General features: G+C 38.4%; 15 protein-coding genes and 1 pseudogene. 11 read left to right on the top strand and 5 right to left on the bottom strand.

Features of this window, described 5'->3' with window-relative positions; translation table 11 throughout:
* Positions 1-20: 20 nt before the first annotated feature.
* The 4 genes from fdhF to fdhD all read left to right on the top strand — a co-directional run bounded on the left by fdhF (position 21) and on the right by fdhD (position 4,753).
* On the top strand, positions 21-2,993 hold the full coding sequence (fdhF, locus tag M3610_RS23000) for a formate dehydrogenase subunit alpha (RefSeq protein ID WP_311315851.1): 2,973 nt from the start codon (positions 21-23) through the stop codon (positions 2,991-2,993).
* Positions 2,993-3,472, top strand: a complete 480-nt coding sequence (locus M3610_RS22995; protein ID WP_098574166.1) for a helical membrane plugin domain-containing protein — start codon at positions 2,993-2,995, stop codon at positions 3,470-3,472. The genes fdhF and M3610_RS22995 overlap by 1 nt, the downstream gene beginning before the upstream one ends.
* Before the next feature lie 92 nt (positions 3,473-3,564).
* Positions 3,565-3,921, top strand: a complete 357-nt coding sequence (locus M3610_RS22990; protein WP_251462925.1) for a Na-translocating system protein MpsC family protein — start codon at positions 3,565-3,567, stop codon at positions 3,919-3,921.
* A gap of 16 nt (positions 3,922-3,937) precedes the next feature.
* Positions 3,938-4,753: a formate dehydrogenase accessory sulfurtransferase FdhD gene (gene fdhD, locus M3610_RS22985; RefSeq protein ID WP_251462923.1), complete on the top strand. Its 816-nt coding sequence runs from the start codon at positions 3,938-3,940 to the stop codon at positions 4,751-4,753.
* A gap of 149 nt (positions 4,754-4,902) precedes the next feature.
* On the opposite strand, the gene M3610_RS22980 is transcribed toward fdhD, so the two are convergent.
* The 4 genes and pseudogenes from M3610_RS22980 to M3610_RS22965 all read right to left on the bottom strand — a co-directional run bounded on the left by M3610_RS22980 (position 4,903) and on the right by M3610_RS22965 (position 8,846).
* Positions 4,903-5,562: a VOC family protein gene (locus M3610_RS22980; protein WP_251462921.1), complete on the bottom strand. Its 660-nt coding sequence runs from the start codon at positions 5,560-5,562 to the stop codon at positions 4,903-4,905.
* A 458-nt stretch (positions 5,563-6,020) separates the two neighbouring features.
* Positions 6,021-7,700: an Ig-like domain-containing protein gene (locus M3610_RS22975; RefSeq protein WP_251462919.1), complete on the bottom strand. Its 1,680-nt coding sequence runs from the start codon at positions 7,698-7,700 to the stop codon at positions 6,021-6,023.
* A gap of 231 nt (positions 7,701-7,931) precedes the next feature.
* A pseudogene (locus M3610_RS22970) lies at positions 7,932-8,009 on the bottom strand (dihydrofolate reductase family protein); the annotation flags it as partial.
* Between the two features lie 249 nt (positions 8,010-8,258).
* Complete coding sequence (locus M3610_RS22965; RefSeq protein WP_251462917.1) at positions 8,259-8,846, bottom strand: TetR/AcrR family transcriptional regulator; 588 nt, start codon at positions 8,844-8,846, stop codon at positions 8,259-8,261.
* A gap of 231 nt (positions 8,847-9,077) precedes the next feature.
* Here M3610_RS22965 and M3610_RS22960 point away from each other — a divergent pair, with 231 nt between their 5' ends.
* The 6 genes from M3610_RS22960 (at position 9,078) to M3610_RS22935 (ending at position 13,653) form a co-directional block, all read left to right on the top strand.
* The gene (locus M3610_RS22960; protein ID WP_251462954.1) at positions 9,078-9,494 is read left to right on the top strand and encodes a nuclear transport factor 2 family protein; all 417 of its coding nucleotides are present in this window, start codon (positions 9,078-9,080) and stop codon (positions 9,492-9,494) included.
* Positions 9,495-9,582: 88 nt separating this feature from the next.
* Complete coding sequence (locus M3610_RS22955; RefSeq protein WP_251462915.1) at positions 9,583-11,139, top strand: AMP-binding protein; 1,557 nt, start codon at positions 9,583-9,585, stop codon at positions 11,137-11,139.
* The gene (locus tag M3610_RS22950) at positions 11,136-11,588 is read left to right on the top strand and encodes an FAS1-like dehydratase domain-containing protein (RefSeq protein WP_251462913.1); all 453 of its coding nucleotides are present in this window, start codon (positions 11,136-11,138) and stop codon (positions 11,586-11,588) included. Before M3610_RS22955 ends, M3610_RS22950 begins: the two co-directional genes overlap by 4 nt.
* 48 nt (positions 11,589-11,636) lie before the next feature.
* Complete coding sequence (locus tag M3610_RS22945; protein ID WP_251462910.1) at positions 11,637-12,047, top strand: hotdog family protein; 411 nt, start codon at positions 11,637-11,639, stop codon at positions 12,045-12,047.
* 29 nt (positions 12,048-12,076) lie between these two features.
* Positions 12,077-13,246 (top strand): thiolase family protein, encoded by a 1,170-nt coding sequence (locus M3610_RS22940; protein WP_251462908.1) that lies wholly within the window; start codon positions 12,077-12,079, stop codon positions 13,244-13,246.
* Positions 13,243-13,653 carry a Zn-ribbon domain-containing OB-fold protein gene (locus M3610_RS22935; RefSeq protein ID WP_251462906.1) on the top strand — a complete coding sequence of 137 codons (411 nt, stop codon included), beginning with the start codon at positions 13,243-13,245 and terminating at the stop codon, positions 13,651-13,653. The genes M3610_RS22940 and M3610_RS22935 overlap by 4 nt, the downstream gene beginning before the upstream one ends.
* A gap of 262 nt (positions 13,654-13,915) precedes the next feature.
* Here M3610_RS22935 and M3610_RS22930 read toward each other — a convergent pair whose 3' ends face one another.
* The gene (locus M3610_RS22930) at positions 13,916-14,485 is read right to left on the bottom strand and encodes a dihydrofolate reductase family protein (protein ID WP_251462904.1); all 570 of its coding nucleotides are present in this window, start codon (positions 14,483-14,485) and stop codon (positions 13,916-13,918) included.
* Between the two features lie 785 nt (positions 14,486-15,270).
* Here M3610_RS22930 and M3610_RS22925 point away from each other — a divergent pair.
* Positions 15,271-16,419, top strand: a complete 1,149-nt coding sequence (locus M3610_RS22925) for a DUF418 domain-containing protein (protein WP_251462902.1) — start codon at positions 15,271-15,273, stop codon at positions 16,417-16,419.
* The last annotated feature ends 133 nt before the right edge of the window (positions 16,420-16,552 follow it).

Here is a 16,552-nt window from a genome sequence, read left to right as displayed (position 1 = left end):
TTTACTAAGGAGGACTTACTGTGAAGGAAAAAGTGAATGTTCTTATCAACGGAACAGCACACGAAGTAGAAAAAGGAACTCGTATTTTATATTATTTATTAAAACAGGAAATGGAGCATCCGCACATATGCTATTCCGAAGTTCTCGGACCGGTACAGAGCTGTGATACGTGTATGTGTGAAGTAAACGGCAGCATTATGCGAGCATGTTCCACTGTGGTCGAGGACGGAATGGACATTTTGACCTCTTCTGAGCTTGCAAAAGAAGCCCAAGAGGAAGCTATGGACCGTATTCTAGAAAACCATCTATTATATTGCACCGTATGTGATAATAACAATGGTAATTGTCGTGTACATAATACGGCAGAAATGATGGGAGTCGAACACCAAACTCGACCACATCGTTCGAAGGGCTATGAAGTAGATATGTCTCACCCGTTTTATCGCTATGACCCTGATCAATGTATTTTGTGCGGACGCTGTGTGGAAACCTGTCAGGATCTTCAAGTGAATGAAACACTAACTATTGACTGGGAAACCAATCAGCCGCGTGTCTTATGGGACGGTGGAAAAAGCATTAACGAATCATCATGTGTCTCCTGTGGTCAATGTGTGAGCGTTTGTCCATGTAACGCCTTAATGGAAAAATCCATGCTTGGTAATGCAGGATTTATGACAGGTATTTCCGATGACTTGCTTACACCCATGATTGATATCGTCAAAGCAGTAGAGCCGGATTATCAAACGATCATGGCCGTGTCAGAAGTAGAAGCAGCCATGCGTGAAGAGCGAATCGAAAAGACAAAAACCGTTTGTACATTCTGCGGTGTGGGTTGTTCCTTTGAAGTATGGACCAAAGACCGTGAAATTCTTAAAATTGAACCATCTGAAAATGCGCCAGTTAACAGTGTTTCCACTTGTGTAAAAGGGAAATTCGGCTGGGATTTTGTTAATTCACAAGAACGAATTACCACACCATTAATTCGAAAAGGTGATGTATTTGTAGAAGCAAGCTGGGACGAGGCTCTTTCGCTCGTTGGGGAAAAACTCGGCGGGATCAAAGATACCTATGGCAGTGATGCGATTGGGTTTATTTCGTCATCTAAAATTACGAACGAGGAAAACTACCTGATTCAAAAGATGGCTCGTCAAGTATTTGGAACAAATAATGTAGATAACTGCTCTCGTTATTGCCAGTCACCTGCTTCATGGGGACTGCAGCAAACCGGAGGCATCGGCGGCGATTCTGGAACGATTCAAGATATTGCAGGAGCGGGTCTTGTCATGCTTGTAGGATGTGCGCCTGCAGAAGGACATCCTGTGCTTGCCACTCGTATTAAGCGTGCGCAAAAACTTCATGGGCAAAAATTAATCACCGTGGATGTGCGCAGACATGAAATGGGTGACCGTGCTGACTTGTTTGTTCGTCCAAAGCAAGGAACGGACTATGTATGGCTTTCCGCTATTACGAAGTATATCATTGACCAAGGTTGGCACGATGTGAAATTCATCACAGATCATGTCAATCACTATGATGAATTTTTGAAAATGATGGAGCCTTATAGTTTGGAAGAGGCCGAGAAGATTACCGGTATTACAAAAGAAGCATTAATCCAAATGGCTGAAATGATTCGTGATGCGGATGGAACAGTCATTTGTTGGGGAATGGGTGTAACGCAAAATATCGCGGGATCGCATACATCTGTTGCCATTGCTAACTTGCTTCTGGCAACAGGCAACATGATGCGTCCGAACGCTGGTGCCTACCCATTACGAGGACATAATAATGTACAAGGTGCAGCTGACATGGGAACGATGCCAAATATCTTCCCTGGTTATCAATCAGTCACAAATATTGAAATCCGAGAAAAATTTGAGAAGGCCTATGGAGTGAAAATCTCTCCAAATCCTGGCCTTGACAATATTGAAATGCTTGGAGCTGTTGATAGAGGCGAGATGAAGGCGATGTACATCGCTGGGGAGGATATGGCATGGGTCGATGCTGATTCCAATCATACTCAGGCGATGCTTGCGAAGTTAGATTTCCTTGTCGTACAAGAAATCTTTTTAACAACAACCGCCCAATTTGCTGATGTAATTTTACCAGGCGCTCCATCTCTTGAAAAAGATGGAACGTTTACCAATACAGAACGTCGTGTGCAGCGCTTGTACCAAGCATTACAGCCATTAGGAGATAGTAAACCGGACTGGTGGATTCTTACACAGCTCGCGAAAAAAATGGGCTTCGATTGGAATTATTCCCATCCAAGTGAGATTTTTGCCGAAATGGCTAGCTTAACACCATTCTTCAGCCAGTGTAACTATGAGGTTCTTGAAGGATGGAACAGCTTTCATTGGGGCTCCCTTGATGGATCAAACACGCCACTGCTTTTCCAAGACGGCTTTAATTTCCCTGATAAAAAAGCACGGTTTGGTTTATTCGATTATGTGCCGCCTATGGAGTTCCCGCAAGAGTTCGATCTCGCATTGGATAATGGACGATTATTGGAGCACTTCCACGAAGGAAACTTAACACAAAAATCAGAGGGACTTAACTACAAATTCCCGAAAGTGTTTGTGGAAGTATCTCCGGAATTGGCGAAAGAACGCAGTGTAATGGACGGTTCATTTGTACGTCTTGTATCACCATACGGTGCCATTAAACTCCCTGTTCTTGTAACCGATCGTGTGGAAGGAAAAACGGTTTATGTGCCAATGCATTCCTCAAGCCACGAGAGTGCGGTGAACCTACTGACTGGTGGAGCAGTGGATGTCGTAACACATACACCAGCGTACAAACAAACGAGAGTGCGGATGGAAGTCCTTGAACAGAATGGTGAAAATCCACTTCCAAGGTATAATCCACGTAATGCCACTCGTACACCGCAAATGGGGCTTGAAATCTACCGCAAGTGGGAACGCGGGGATTACACTCCGATTGCAGATGTAAACGATCATATTAACCCTGGTTTCTATGACAGGAGGAATGCGTAATGGCACAGCCGATTAAAGTCATTCAAAAGACCGAAATGACAGAAGAACAAAAGAAAATGCAATCCCTGGAGAATCTTCTCTGCGGGGTTGCAGAAAATAAAGATTCGCTTCTTGAGACAATGAATCTGCTCCAAGAACTACATGATAGTGGGATCCTAGACGCTTTTGGAAGTCTTCTAAAAGCGAAAGAGAAAGCAGCAAAAATTGCGGTTCATCAGTTTACACGTGAGCCTGTCACAAACATGATCAATAATGCGATGGCTGCAGGTGGAATTCTGACAGAGCTGGATCCCGAAACAACAAGTAAGCTCGCTAAAAGCTTAACGGCTGGCTTGAAAAAGGCGGAGCAGGGATTAAAAGAGGATTCGAAGATTGGCATCTTTGATTTAATGAAAGCCTTAAAGGATCCTGATATTAATCGTGTCTTAGGATTTGGATTTAACCTTTTAAAAGGTATGGGTGAAGGATTGAAAGAGTAGGATGAAAGACAAAATACAAACCCATTCGTTAAAGTCATGAATGGGTTTCCTTTTTAAAATCAAACTAACTGGTATAGATAGGGAGGACAGTTATGCCAAAGAATCTGGAGCATCAATTTAGTATGCTTGTTCGGGAAATTAGAAAAGAATATGTCGGCAATGGACCAAAGGAAATCACCACTAAATTTATCGGTTCTTGGGCGATCAGTGAAATGAAAGGGAACCTGACAAATGTGGAGAAGTTTATGATTACTTCCGAAAATGGCGATCAGATGGTCCATGAAACGAGAACGCGATTTGTAAAGGAAATCTATAAAAAACCTGAGGTCCTTATACGGTTTGAAAACCTGATGGGTGCAAAAGTAGTAGGGTTATTTTCTGATATTAATATAAAAGAAGATATTGCCATGACTGTTTTTGTTTTTGACCAGCAGATCGCGGGAAAGTAATTAGGAGTGAAAAAACATGGATCAGCCAATGAAAAGGGAAAGCAATATATGGCGGTACGAGGCAGGGGCCTTACACAAAATAACGGATACCATCGTTACGGAATATCCGATTACCATTGTTCTAAATGACCAAGAATTCGCAACACTTGTTTGCAGCCCTGAGCACATTGAAGAACTAGTTGTTGGCTTTTTGGCATCTGAAGGGATTATCAGAAATATTACGGAGATTAAAGAGCTAACGATTATAGAAGCGACAGGCCGTGCGATTGTCAATACGCATAAGGTAAACAAATTAAACGAGTTGTTCCATTCCAAACGAGTTGTCACATCTTGCTGTGGAAAAAGCCGTCAAAGCTTTTATTTTTATAATGATGCTAGAACCGTTAAGCCGCTGGAAAACGTAGATGCTACAATTTCTATTGAGCAATGCTTTCATTTAATGCGACTAATGCAGGAGTCGTCCGTTATCTTCCAGGATACAGGGGGCGTTCACAATGCGGCCCTTTGTGACACTAACGGCATCATCGTCGACAGAACGGACATAGGACGCCACAATGCCCTTGATAAGATCTATGGTCATTGCTTGCAATATTCCATTTCTCTTTCAGATAAAATTATTGTTTTTAGTGGACGTATCTCCTCGGAGGTATTACTAAAGGTAGCCAAAATAGGCTGCGGCATCGTTCTATCAAAATCAGCTCCCACCGAACTGGCCCTAAGGCTGGCGGAAGAGCTTCAAATTACGACCGTTGGTTTTCTTCGCAATCATTCTTTAAATATTTATACAAGACCGGATCGTATTGAGGTACAGGGGGTTCAATCACTTACTTAAAGAAGTGCCGTTTCATCATTGGAGCGGTGCTTTTCTAATGTTAATTTTAGGATAGCCTTTGGCAAACGAAACGTTGGATCCGAAAATTAAAGGAAATTAACAAGGGACTTCAAAAGAGAAGTCCCTTTAAAATTAAAATCAATAATCTACTACTTCGAATTTATAACATAACCCTCATATATTATATTGTGTTGTTTGCCTGTTTTTATTGCAATCTTTAATGGTTGATAATCTGCAATGATATCTGACATAAACCATTGTCTACCTTTAGATACAGCAATTATAAGCCCATTCTCGTCTCCAATGGTACTAAATGTTGGAGATGGCGGTCTCCACGTAGTTAAACCAAAAGAAGAATGAAGTACATCTACTGCTCCTAATACGTCTTCAAATGGAAGCCCGATTTCACTAATGTTCAAAATATCCTTATATGTGAAAGGACCTGGTGTCGAGTTTATTAAGTTATGACGTGCAATAAACTCTAAAATATTACCTGCAGGATCTTCAAAATATAAGGAATGAGCATTCCAACTCTCAAAATGAATAACATATTCATCCTCATATTTAATTATATCGACTTTTGATGAAAGCCAGTGCATTGCTTCGTCTATTTTATTATTTGGAATGTTAAATGCGAAGTGATACTTAGGATTATTCTCACTTAGATGAAATGTTAATACCGTTTCTCCTGCATACACCGAGAAGTTTTGTCTTGTTTGATTTATTAATGGTAGTTCTAAAACTTCCAAATAAAACTTTTTCATCTCTTCAAAATTAGAAGTGTCTAAATCTAAGTTTGTTATCTTCATAACTATAACCTCTTTCATCAGATGAATAAATTGTATATTGGAAATTTTAAGATAAATCACAAGATTAATCCCCCATAATTGGATGTAATTTACCTCAGACTTTAGGCTGAGATCAATGAGTAAAAAATTAGAAAGGTAAGGTTCGCGTCAATCAGCAGCAGGAGAACTTCCATGATAAATTATTAACAATTTTTGTAAGGTTAAAGTGAAGATAGAGGAAATGATGTGATTTCGTTTCGGGACATGAAGAAGGAATTCGAGAGTGTTCCTGCTATAGCGGGGAATTTTAAGAGGGAGAAATGAAAATGGGAGAGTCGAACAAACCCACAGTCTAGGATGGTTTAATCTGTACAGTCAAGCAAAGCTTCGACAAGCTTTGCACTTCTCCACTTTTATATCCAGATTACATAAAAAAATACGATGCAATAAGAGATTCACTTCTTATCGCATCGTATGGATTATTTTACGACTTTAATCGTCCGGTATTTTTTATTACCAGCCTTATCAATCACGTAAACTTTTAAATAAGTATTAGCTTTCTGAGTTTTTATAGCTACTGAAAATTTGCCATTTGAGTTAACCGACCCTTTGCCAATAAGTGTACTTCCTCTATAGATTTTCACTGAAGCGTATTTTTCGGCGCTTCCAGTTACCGTTTTAGATTTAGAAGTGACCTTATTAACACTTTGAATAGCTGGCGGCGTCTTATCAACGACTTTTAAACTCTTTGGTGCACTTACATTTCCTACTTTATCTGTGGCAGTTACACTAATTGTTGTTCCGGCTTTTTGCTTCGAAATCGTAAATTTGTAGTTGCCGCTTGATGCCGCTGTTGTGCTTTTTTGGTACTTACCGTTGATTGATAATTTCACTGTGGATCCAGCTTCAGCTTTCCCTGTTACAGTAGTCGAAAGATCTGAAACACTATTCATCGATGGTGTAACGGGTCTAGTTTTATCAATTGTAAATTTAATTGTTGTTGTGTTACTCTCTTCATCTTTCACAACTAACGTGTATTTGCCGTCTTTTGTAACTGTAGCACCATTTTTAAAAATAGCTCCATTTAATAAGGCGGTGCCTTCATCAAAAGTAATCTTAACATCTTTATTATAATTCGAATTATTTTTAACCCCAGTTACAATTGGAGCTACGAAATCTTTCTTTTTCGCTAGATAAGCAGATGAGATATAACCTGATAATGCTCCATCAGTAGATTTAACTGGGAACCAAACATAGTGCTTTTCATTATAATCTTTGCTACCTAGTTTAGTGTATTCAAAATCTCCAGTGATAATAAACGTCTTATTTAAAGGTTGTTCACTTCCATTTGAGTCACTAGTAGGGTGAACCTCCCTTAATTTCGTCCTATTTTCAGTAACTATTACAACGTCACCTTTTTTCAGTAAATAACCTGACTCATGGAGCACATCAGTTAAAACATAGTCAAATTTATTAAACTTAAAACCTGTACTGAAATCTGTTTTGTATTCAAAATCATTATACTCAAATGGATATTGAACTAATTTTGTATCATCATAAAAGCTTTGTCTTTCAATTTTACTAAATACCTGATCTTGATATGTATACCAATTTCTAGCTCCATTGCTACGGAATATTGGGCTGTTCGATGGCACTATGCCATTGTATGCCATGACAGGAAAATACCAATTTTCAATGATTTCTCTTCCCGCACCCGCTATTCTAGGTATTCTAAGAACACTAGAAGGATTTTGTAATTTATACTTTTCATTTAAAATATTAACGCCTGTCTCAATATTATAAATAATGTCGTCCGTGAGTCTTTTAAGTGTTTCTTCAGTTGGGTCTTTAAGGGTAACTTGCATAATACCGATTCCATTTTTATCGTCAGAAACAACTTCACCGTTTTCATCAAACTGCCTCCAAGCAGATTCTTGCTCAGCGACTGCTTTTACAACTTCAGGTGGTATATTCTTACTTAATGCAGCGTTCGTTAATAAACAATTAATTTGTTGATAAGATGGATTTTTACCTGTTTGAATATCACCCATTGACAAACATTTTGTAGCCCAATCCATTTCTTCTGCTGATGCTTTTCCAGCAATTAAACCAACAGAAAGCGTTGTTAATAAACCTAATTTTAAAAAGATCGACTTCAATACTCCACTCCCTAATCTATGTAAATATTTGTCTAACAATCTATTTATTGTATCATAAATAGCTTGATATCTATTTATTTTCTCAATCATTAAAATAACAAAAAAAGTGACTCAGAAAATTGAGTCACACACAAATTGTGGAAGATTTAGTGGGTATCCTCTTGGTTGGAAAAGTGAAACTACTGTCAAGTATTAAGGTGAAATAATATATCTTCGAGGTGAGAGATATTATTAGTTACCATCCCAATGATAGATTATTTGCACAACGCCAGACGAGAACGTTCTTGTCTTAACCATTTTTAAATTTATTCATACGGACGATCAAATAGCTTGAACGTCAGGGCTATTTAATCACTGTGAATTGGAATAAAGTGATACTCGACTAAACGAATTGGTATTCGATCGACTATGCAAAATTAGCAGAATTAGAAGAATCACAGAGCGAACAACGATAAGGTCCAATTGACAACCTGCCTATTCAAAATTGTGAATTTTTGGGTCAGACCCTCAGTACTGTAATTCTTTTATATACTGGGGGTCTGACCCTTATCTTTGTTTTTAACACTTTATGTAAACAGTTTGGCTATTAATGGTTACGATATTGACTAGTTGCTCCGCCATGTATGTGATGGGATATTGGAAATCATTTTTGATCCAATTTAAGATAAAACCAATGAGTCCGTGAACTTTGTAGGAATAGAATAATTCCTTATTCACATCTTTTTCATGCGGAGGAAAGAAAAACTCCAAATTATGAAAGTAATTTTTCTCCATTGTCTGTAGGAGTCGTTCATCCAAATGAACCGGAACGCGATTACTTAACATAGTTTTATAAAAGACCCTGTTTTCAAGAAAATGTTCGAATAAAGGAATGATGGAAATCTCATTGATATCCATTTTCTGATAGGGTTTAAAGGGTTTTCGAAAAGCAATGACCATATTGTTGATGACGGTGTTAACCATTTCTTCTAATAAATCCTCTTTCTGTTCGTAATGATAATAAAAGGTTCCCCGATTAACTTCTGCCTTTCTGACAAGATCAGAGATCGAAATCTCTTCAAAGGTCTTTTCTTGTAATAGTGAAAGGAGCGCTTGGTGAAACATCAATTTTGTGCGTTTCATTCGTTTATCATTAATGGTCTGCAAAAGTAACCTCTCCTTCTCTATCGAGACATTTTCTATTAAATAGATTAGTAATATTTCGAAATTTCAGATTTTAGGTAAGATTTTTTTTCATTTTTGTTAGACAAAAAGTGGTTCAGTTGTACGATATTGAACAATACCCATATGAATTGCATATTGTATGCGTTTACAATCCCGATTACATTATATTTATTAAGTATTATTAATAATATTTTCAAGGAGGAAATAGTGAATATGGTCGATACTACTGAAAAAATGAAAATCAGTGAACTATTAAGTAAATCAGCATACGCACTTGATGAACGAAAATTAGAAATGCTTGGTGAATGCTTCTCAGAAGATGCGGTATTTTCTTTGCGTATTGCCGAAGGTGACTTGGTTGGGCCATTTACTGGTCATGGTGAAATTATGAAGCTGATGAAAGACTCGATGGACACACAGACTGATAAAAGAAGACATGTCTGTTCAAATGTATTTTTTGAGAAAGTAGATTCTGAACATGCAAGTGTATTATCCTATTTATCACTCTTTGCGACAGAAAATGGCGAAATAAAACTATTAACAACTGGATTATATCAAGATGAAGTCGTAAAAATCGATGATCAATGGAAGTTAAAGAAACGTCATTTAGATTTAGAATTACCTTATTAATTATTTTACTATATTTTCGAAATATTTGAAATAATAAGTTGTTTTTGGATGTTCGTTTCGAAACAACACTAATGAATGGGGGATATTAATGAACATTGGATTCATTCCGAACAAGTACGCAAGAATAGAACCAAACCGTCCGGCATTAATCGATATTCCTAATGACCGGCGCATGAGTTTTGGAGAATTAGACGATCGAGTATGCAGATTAGCCAATGGATTTATTGATCGCTTTGGTCTGAAGAAGGGGGACCGCATCGCGATTTTAGCTAAAAACTGCATGGAATATATAGAGTGCTATTTTGCTTGTGCAAGAGTGGGATTAATTATCCAACCATTGAATTGGAGATTAGGAAATAAAGAATTAAGCCGCATTTTAAACGATGGGAAGCCTGCAGTGATCATTACTTTGAAAGAATTTGAAGAAGTAAAAAATTACTTGCAGCAAAACGTTGATCTTGACTATTGGCTAGAAATTGGAGAAGGAAGCAATCACTCCTATGAGATCCTTGTTCAAGCTTCATCAAATGAAGAGCCATCCTTGTCATCTGAAGTTGGTGATGAAGATCCGATGCTGATCTTATATACAGGAGGCACAACGGGAGAGCCAAAAGGAGCCATTCATACACACAAAAGTTTTTATGCGGGGATGTTGAATCAAACAGTTGCTGAAAGAATTGTCCCTTCAGATGTTTATATGCTAACGGGACAAATGTTCCATATTCCCATCGTTCTAGCCATCAATTATATGGCGCATGGATGTCCATTGGTGCTGATTAATTTTGAGGCTAAGCTGGCACTTGAGGTTATCGAAAAAGAACGTGTTTCCGCGTTTTTAGGTATTACGACAATGTTAAATTGGATGATGTCGGTAGAGAATTTTGATAGCTATGACATTAGCAGTCTTAGAAATATTCAATATGGCGGCGGGCCAATGGGAATGAAAGTTGTTAAGGCAGCCTTAGAAGCCTTTCCGTGTACGTTAATACAAGGGTTTGGACAAACAGAAGGCATGGGAATGACCTTCCTTTCGCAGGAAGATCATATTAAGGCAGTAAACGGTATTTACCCGGAACGATTATCTTCTTGTGGAAGAGAAGCTTTTGTAAATACCATTCAAATTGTCGATAATAACGGTGTTCCAGTCCCTAAGGATGGGAAAACCACGGGTGAAATCGTAGTGAAATCTGATGCCAATATGATTGGTTATTGGAATAAACCAGAGCTGACAGCACAAACCTTACAAGATGGCTGGTTACATACAGGGGATGTGGCTAAATGGGATGAGGATGGATATATATTCATTGTGGACCGTGCCAAAGATATGATTATTTCAGGTGGAGAAAATATCTACAGCACCCAGGTAGAAAATGCGATTTACCAAAATGATGCGGTGCTTGAAGTAGCCGTATTTGGGATTCCAGACGAAGAATGGGGAGAAAATGTGACGGCTGCCGTTGTTTTAAAACCAGGAAGAACGGCGACAGAGGAAGATATTATTGAATCTGCCAAAAATCATCTCGCCTCCTATCAAAAACCGAAAAAGGTTTATTTTGTTGATAGTTTGCCAAAGTCACCTACAAGTAAAATTCTTAAACGAGAACTACGGGAGACGTATGCGGCCAAAATGGGGGAAAGAGTATGAGCGTACTAACAGACAATATTATTTCATATATCGGAACTTCTACTCTTCCAAGAAGAGAACTCGTCACAAGAAGAGATTTAAAGAAATATGCTGTTGCGACAGGCCAGCGACTGCCTAAGTATTTGAATGGCGATGAAGCGCCTCTTTTATATCATTTGACATTATTCTGGGATGTAGTGGAGTTAAATCAACTGAGTATCGATGGAGTATCCATTGATACTTTGTTACCCGATTTTCCCTTAAAAAAGGCAATGGCCGGCGGGGTAGAAATGGAATATCATCAATCGATTTATCCTGGTGATTGGTTAACGGCTACAAGAACATTAACTAATATTTACGAAAAAATGGGTTCAAAGGGACCATTAATATTCTACGAAGTGACAATGGAAGTTGTGAATGATTTAGGAGAAAAAGTCATTACGGAAAAGACAACAAGGATTTTACGATAAACACAAGCTATCAATCTATTCTTCTAAAGGTGAGGTGAAAAGGAAGTCATGAATAAAATTGCAGAAGTTTATGTGGGGCAGCAGTTACCTGAAATTGAATATACACCTGATAATGTTCAATTATTTTTATATAATGCCGTTTTATGGAACGCCCATCGAATTCATTTTGACTTACCCTATGCAACAGAGGAAGAAGGCTATCCCGGATTAGTCATTGCTGGTCCTCTAATGGGCGATTGGTTGACACAGGCTGTACTAGAGTGGGTGGAGGATGAGGGACAGATTACCTTCGTCGAATATTCAAATCGGAAAGCAGCGTATATTGGAGAAACGCTCCGGTCTGGAGGCGAAGTGACTGCCTATGATCAGGAATTGCGGGAAGTGACAGTAAAAGCTTTTATTAAAAATGAAGCGGATGAGATCATCGTCCCTGGTACAGTCAAAATTCGTCTAAACTAAAATTACAGAAAAACTGATGAGGGATAATCATGAATTCTTTATACGGAAAAGTGGCGATCGTAGGCGCGGCAGATACGCAAGTGGGAGTCGTTCCGAATTTCAGCGCAACAGGACTTTGTGTGGATGCGGCATATCGTGCCATAGAGGATGCTGGGATTACGAAGGAAAAAATCGACGGCTTAATCACGTGTAATTCGATGGCAGAGCCATTTATGTATCATGCAGAAGCCATCGCCGAAAATTTGCAAATCTTCCCGCGTTTTACGATGACGGTCAATGCTGGGGGAGGGACTACCTTTTCCGCTCTTCATGTAGCAGCATCTGCAATTGTGACTGGTATGTGTGAAACGGTATTAATTGCGATGGGTGATAGCTTGCGGAGTGGATTATCTCGTGATCAGGCGATGGCCATGCAAGCATCAGCGGGGCATTCTCAATTTGAGATTCCCTTTGGTCCCACGGTTCCCGCATTTTATGGATTAATTGCCAGAGCGCATATGGAGAAATATGGAACAACACCGGAGCAATTCGCTAAAATAGCGGTTACAGCTCGGAAGCACGCCAGCCTGAACCCAAGCGCTCAAATGAGGGAACTCATTACCATTGAGGATGTTATGAATTCGAGGATGATTGCGGACCCATTACATTTGCTTGATTGTTCATTGGTCTCTGACGGAGGCTCCGCGATTATCTTAACTTCCGCAGAGCGGGCGAAGGATTATAAAAATCAGCCGGTGTATTTGCTTGGAGTGGGAGAGGGGCACAGTCATGAACATATCAGTCAAGCCCATCAATTAACAACATCAGCAGCGGTGGAAGCTGGAAAACGGGCGTTTGAAATGTCTGGATTAACCCCAAGGGATATTGATTTTGCCGAACTGTATGACTGTTTTACCCCTACCGTTTTAATCGAGTTAGAAGATCTTGGTTTTTGTAAAAAAGGGGAGGGCGGAGACTTAATTGATAGCGGCGAAATTGAGCTTGGCGGAACATTACCGGTCAATACACACGGTGGCTTATTGTCCCACTGCCATCCCGGAAATCCCGGTTCCATGTTTGCTTTGACAGAGGCTGTTACGCAGATGAGGCATCAAGCTGGCGAACGTCAAGTACATAAGGCAAATGTTGCCTTAGTTCATGGCCAAGGCGGAATCATGTCGAGTCATACCACATTAATTCTTGGCAGGGAGGTGGGATGATGGCTGAATTACAGAAATTTTTCCCGAGGCCCACAGTGGAAACGAAGGAGTTTTGGGAAGGATGTCGTAAAAAAGAGCTATTGATCCAATTCTGCCCTAAATGCGGAAACCATCAATTTTATCCAAGGATCCATTGTACTCAATGTATGTGTAGAGAAGTGGAATGGGTTAAGTCATCTGGTATTGGACATGTTTCAAGTTACACCATTGTCCATCGCGCGATTTCAAAAGCTTATGCAGAAGAAGTCCCATATGTCGTTGCTCTCATAGAACTAGACGAGGGTGTGACAATGATGAGCAATATCATCGGTTGTCTGCCTCAAGATGTTACAATAGGTATGAAGGTCAAGGTGATCTTTGAAGAATGGTCCGATCAAATAACCATTCCGAAGTTTTCCCCTTTGTAAACTAAAAAATAGAGCATAAAGAAAGCCAAGAATTTTGCAGCATTACGTTTAATGTTGACATTTCTTTTAATGCTTCACTGCCTTCTATCGTTAGCTATCCATTCAAATGGATAGCTATTTTTGCTCTGTCGATATTAATGTTGATAATTCCATAATAAGTAAGGAGTAACCCATAAATAATGGGTTCCCGCTTAGTTGAAAAAAGTGAAACTACTGTCAAGTATTACGGTGAAATAATATATCTTCGAGGTGAGAGATATTATTAGTTACCATCCCAATGATAGATTATTTGCACAACGCCAGACGAGAACGTTCTTGTATTAACCATTTTTAAATTTATTCTCTGTTTTAGATCAGCAAACAGCGGTTTTCCTTCTCCCAAAACAACCGGATGAATAGACAGTCTAAATTCGTCAATAAGCCCTAAATTAATAAAAGTGGTAATGAGACTTGCTCCACCATATAGCCAGATGTCTTTCCCAGACTCTTTCTTCAATTGATTTACTTCTTCAAGAATATTATCATTTATAAATATGGCTTGATGATCAGGCTCTTTATGTGTTCTGGAAAACACATATTTCTTTTTACTATGAACCAATTTCCAGATTTCCTTTTCGGTATCAGGGTCTTCACTTTTTGGAAGATATTGTCCCCATAAATCGTAGCTTTTTCTACCATATAGAATAGTATCAATTTGATTCAAAAAATCAGTGAACCCCATATCAGGATTCATAATGCACCAATCAACCTCTCCATTTTTCCCTTCAATAAAACCATCTAAAGTAACTGCTAAATCTAAAATTATTCTTCTCTTTTGTATGTTATTTGTCATAGCTATTCACCCTTTTATAATGCAAATACGATTTATGAAATAATTAAGCAGCCCATAGATATGGAGTTGCTGCTTCACCATGCAGATTTGGCCATGTATCATGCCAAGTAAACAAAGACCCTTTTTAAAATTTATGATTGTTGAGTTGAGTAGGATATCACATTCTTACATAGGATTATAATTACATAAAACAACATTTATGCGTTCATTGCAACCTGTCTTATGATTACAATGCTCACGAACGGATAAATAGAGGGAAGAATTCCGCTTAATTAGAAATTATTTTTAAAAAGGGCTCGAATAGCGGGAGATTTTCCCCCTATTGACGCGAAAACGTGAAAAATGGTTGATTTTGCTTGCCTTAACAGGAAATCCTCCCGTTATTTAACTCGAAACGATCTGTATTTTGTATTTAACGGGAAAACCTCCGCTTATTTTATTTTTGATGTTACCCGATATAGGACAAGGCTAGAGTAAGACGACTTTTAGTGAACAATGTCCCTTATTGAGAAAATAAGTTGAAAAATAATTTCTCCATTAGTTGGTATGGTTTTACAAACAAAAAAATTTATATTAAGAATGTAGATGGGCTGAAGAATTATTCAGAGAAATAAAGTAAATTCACTACCAGTAAAATTCAAAAATGTAGGAGTGAGACTTCAAACATGCAATATGATGCAAAGAATTCCGAAGATTATTTAGAATTGCTAGATGAGGATTGGAGAAAAGAGAAGATACTCGCGCACCCGAATTGGAAGAGGTGATCCGCTATAAGATGTTGAATTATGGTAAGAATGATAATATCTAAACGAGCCATTTCATTAGATTTAGCCAGAGGATTTATGCTTTTATTAATCGTACTCGCACATGCTCCATTATATTTATACGCTTCTGAACCAGGCATGATGAGTTGTCCTAAAAGTGTCACTTTTGTAGATACACTGATAAACACTTTCGGAGAACTGTTTATTGATAATCGTGCCCGGCCATTGTTTGCTGTTTTATTTGGCTACGGATTAGTCATGATTTTTGAAAAACAACTCTCTAGAGGAGGTTCCATAAAGGAAGCAATCAAAATCATTAGAAGACGATGTTATTATTTAATCTTATTCGGAATACTATTAGCTGTGTTTGTTGGTGGAGAAGACATATTAATGGCTTATGGAACTGCTGGTCTTATTGTATCCTGGGTATTACCACGTGATAATAAGGTTTTAATCAAAGTAACCACCACCATCTCGTTGATTATTATGCTATATCTCCCTTTTATATGGGGTTCATTCTTAAGTGAAATGGGCAATTATGGATTTGGAACTGATTATTCGGGAGAAGAACGGTATCTACAAATGCTTTCGGAAGCAATTGTCTCCTTTCCCATTATACCTGTCTTCATTCACTTTCTTTTTCCAGTTCTCCCTTCGGTACTACTAGGAATCTGGGCGGGAAGAAAGCGTCTTGTGATTAATTCACATCTTCACCATAAGAAGTTAAAAAGAATAGCTTTGATTGGTATTACCATATCAATTATTGGTGCTCTTCCGATAGTTATGATTAATAAGATATGGGAACCTAGTTTTTTTGTAGCTGGGATTCTTTTGGGAGTTCATATTATGACAGGGATGGCTGCAGGAATAGGCTATGCAGCTTTATTTGGAGCCATTGGTAACTTTATTAAAAACCCTGGTATGTTAACAAAATCATTGATAGCTCTAGGAAAGCGTTCTCTCAAATTCTATGTATTAAATGAAACGTTGTTAGTAATCCTATTGTCACCGGTAGCATTAGATTTAGGCGGAACATTAAATAACTTTGGAGTCACAATCATTGCGATTTCTATATGGATATTTGGTGACACAATCGCCTTTCTTTTAGAAAAACACAATATTAATGGACCACTCGAAAACTTAATGCGTCGTTTAGTTTATAGGATATAATGGAGCTTGGGTCATCTATTTTGTTATGAAGCAAACGAGGCGGTATTGTTAAATAACCAAACATAATTGATATTAAGCTCAGGATCTTGGAAGATTCTGTGCTTTTTTATTGAAGTTTTAGGAGATATTCACC

The organism is Neobacillus sp. MER 74, assembly GCF_023714155.1.
Note: the sequence above shows the minus strand (reverse complement) of the source record. Positions and strands in the feature narration are given on the sequence as shown.

What these genes read in the sequence shown, in the direction of transcription:
- M3610_RS22995 (WP_098574166.1), top strand. Translation starts at nt 2,993, where the DNA reads ATGGCACAGCCGATTAAAGTCATTCAAAAGACCGAAATGACAGAAGAA.
- M3610_RS22930 (WP_251462904.1), bottom strand. Translation starts at nt 14,485, where the DNA reads ATGACAAATAACATACAAAAGAGAAGAATAATTTTAGATTTAGCAGTT.
- M3610_RS22990 (WP_251462925.1), top strand. Translation starts at nt 3,565, where the DNA reads ATGCCAAAGAATCTGGAGCATCAATTTAGTATGCTTGTTCGGGAAATT.
- M3610_RS22945 (WP_251462910.1), top strand. Translation starts at nt 11,637, where the DNA reads ATGAATAAAATTGCAGAAGTTTATGTGGGGCAGCAGTTACCTGAAATT.
- fdhD (WP_251462923.1), top strand. Translation starts at nt 3,938, where the DNA reads ATGGATCAGCCAATGAAAAGGGAAAGCAATATATGGCGGTACGAGGCA.
- M3610_RS22980 (WP_251462921.1), bottom strand. Translation starts at nt 5,562, where the DNA reads ATGAAGATAACAAACTTAGATTTAGACACTTCTAATTTTGAAGAGATG.
- M3610_RS22940 (WP_251462908.1), top strand. Translation starts at nt 12,077, where the DNA reads ATGAATTCTTTATACGGAAAAGTGGCGATCGTAGGCGCGGCAGATACG.
- M3610_RS22950 (WP_251462913.1), top strand. Translation starts at nt 11,136, where the DNA reads ATGAGCGTACTAACAGACAATATTATTTCATATATCGGAACTTCTACT.
- M3610_RS22925 (WP_251462902.1), top strand. Translation starts at nt 15,271, where the DNA reads ATGGTAAGAATGATAATATCTAAACGAGCCATTTCATTAGATTTAGCC.
- M3610_RS22955 (WP_251462915.1), top strand. Translation starts at nt 9,583, where the DNA reads ATGAACATTGGATTCATTCCGAACAAGTACGCAAGAATAGAACCAAAC.
- M3610_RS22960 (WP_251462954.1), top strand. Translation starts at nt 9,078, where the DNA reads ATGGTCGATACTACTGAAAAAATGAAAATCAGTGAACTATTAAGTAAA.
- M3610_RS22935 (WP_251462906.1), top strand. Translation starts at nt 13,243, where the DNA reads ATGATGGCTGAATTACAGAAATTTTTCCCGAGGCCCACAGTGGAAACG.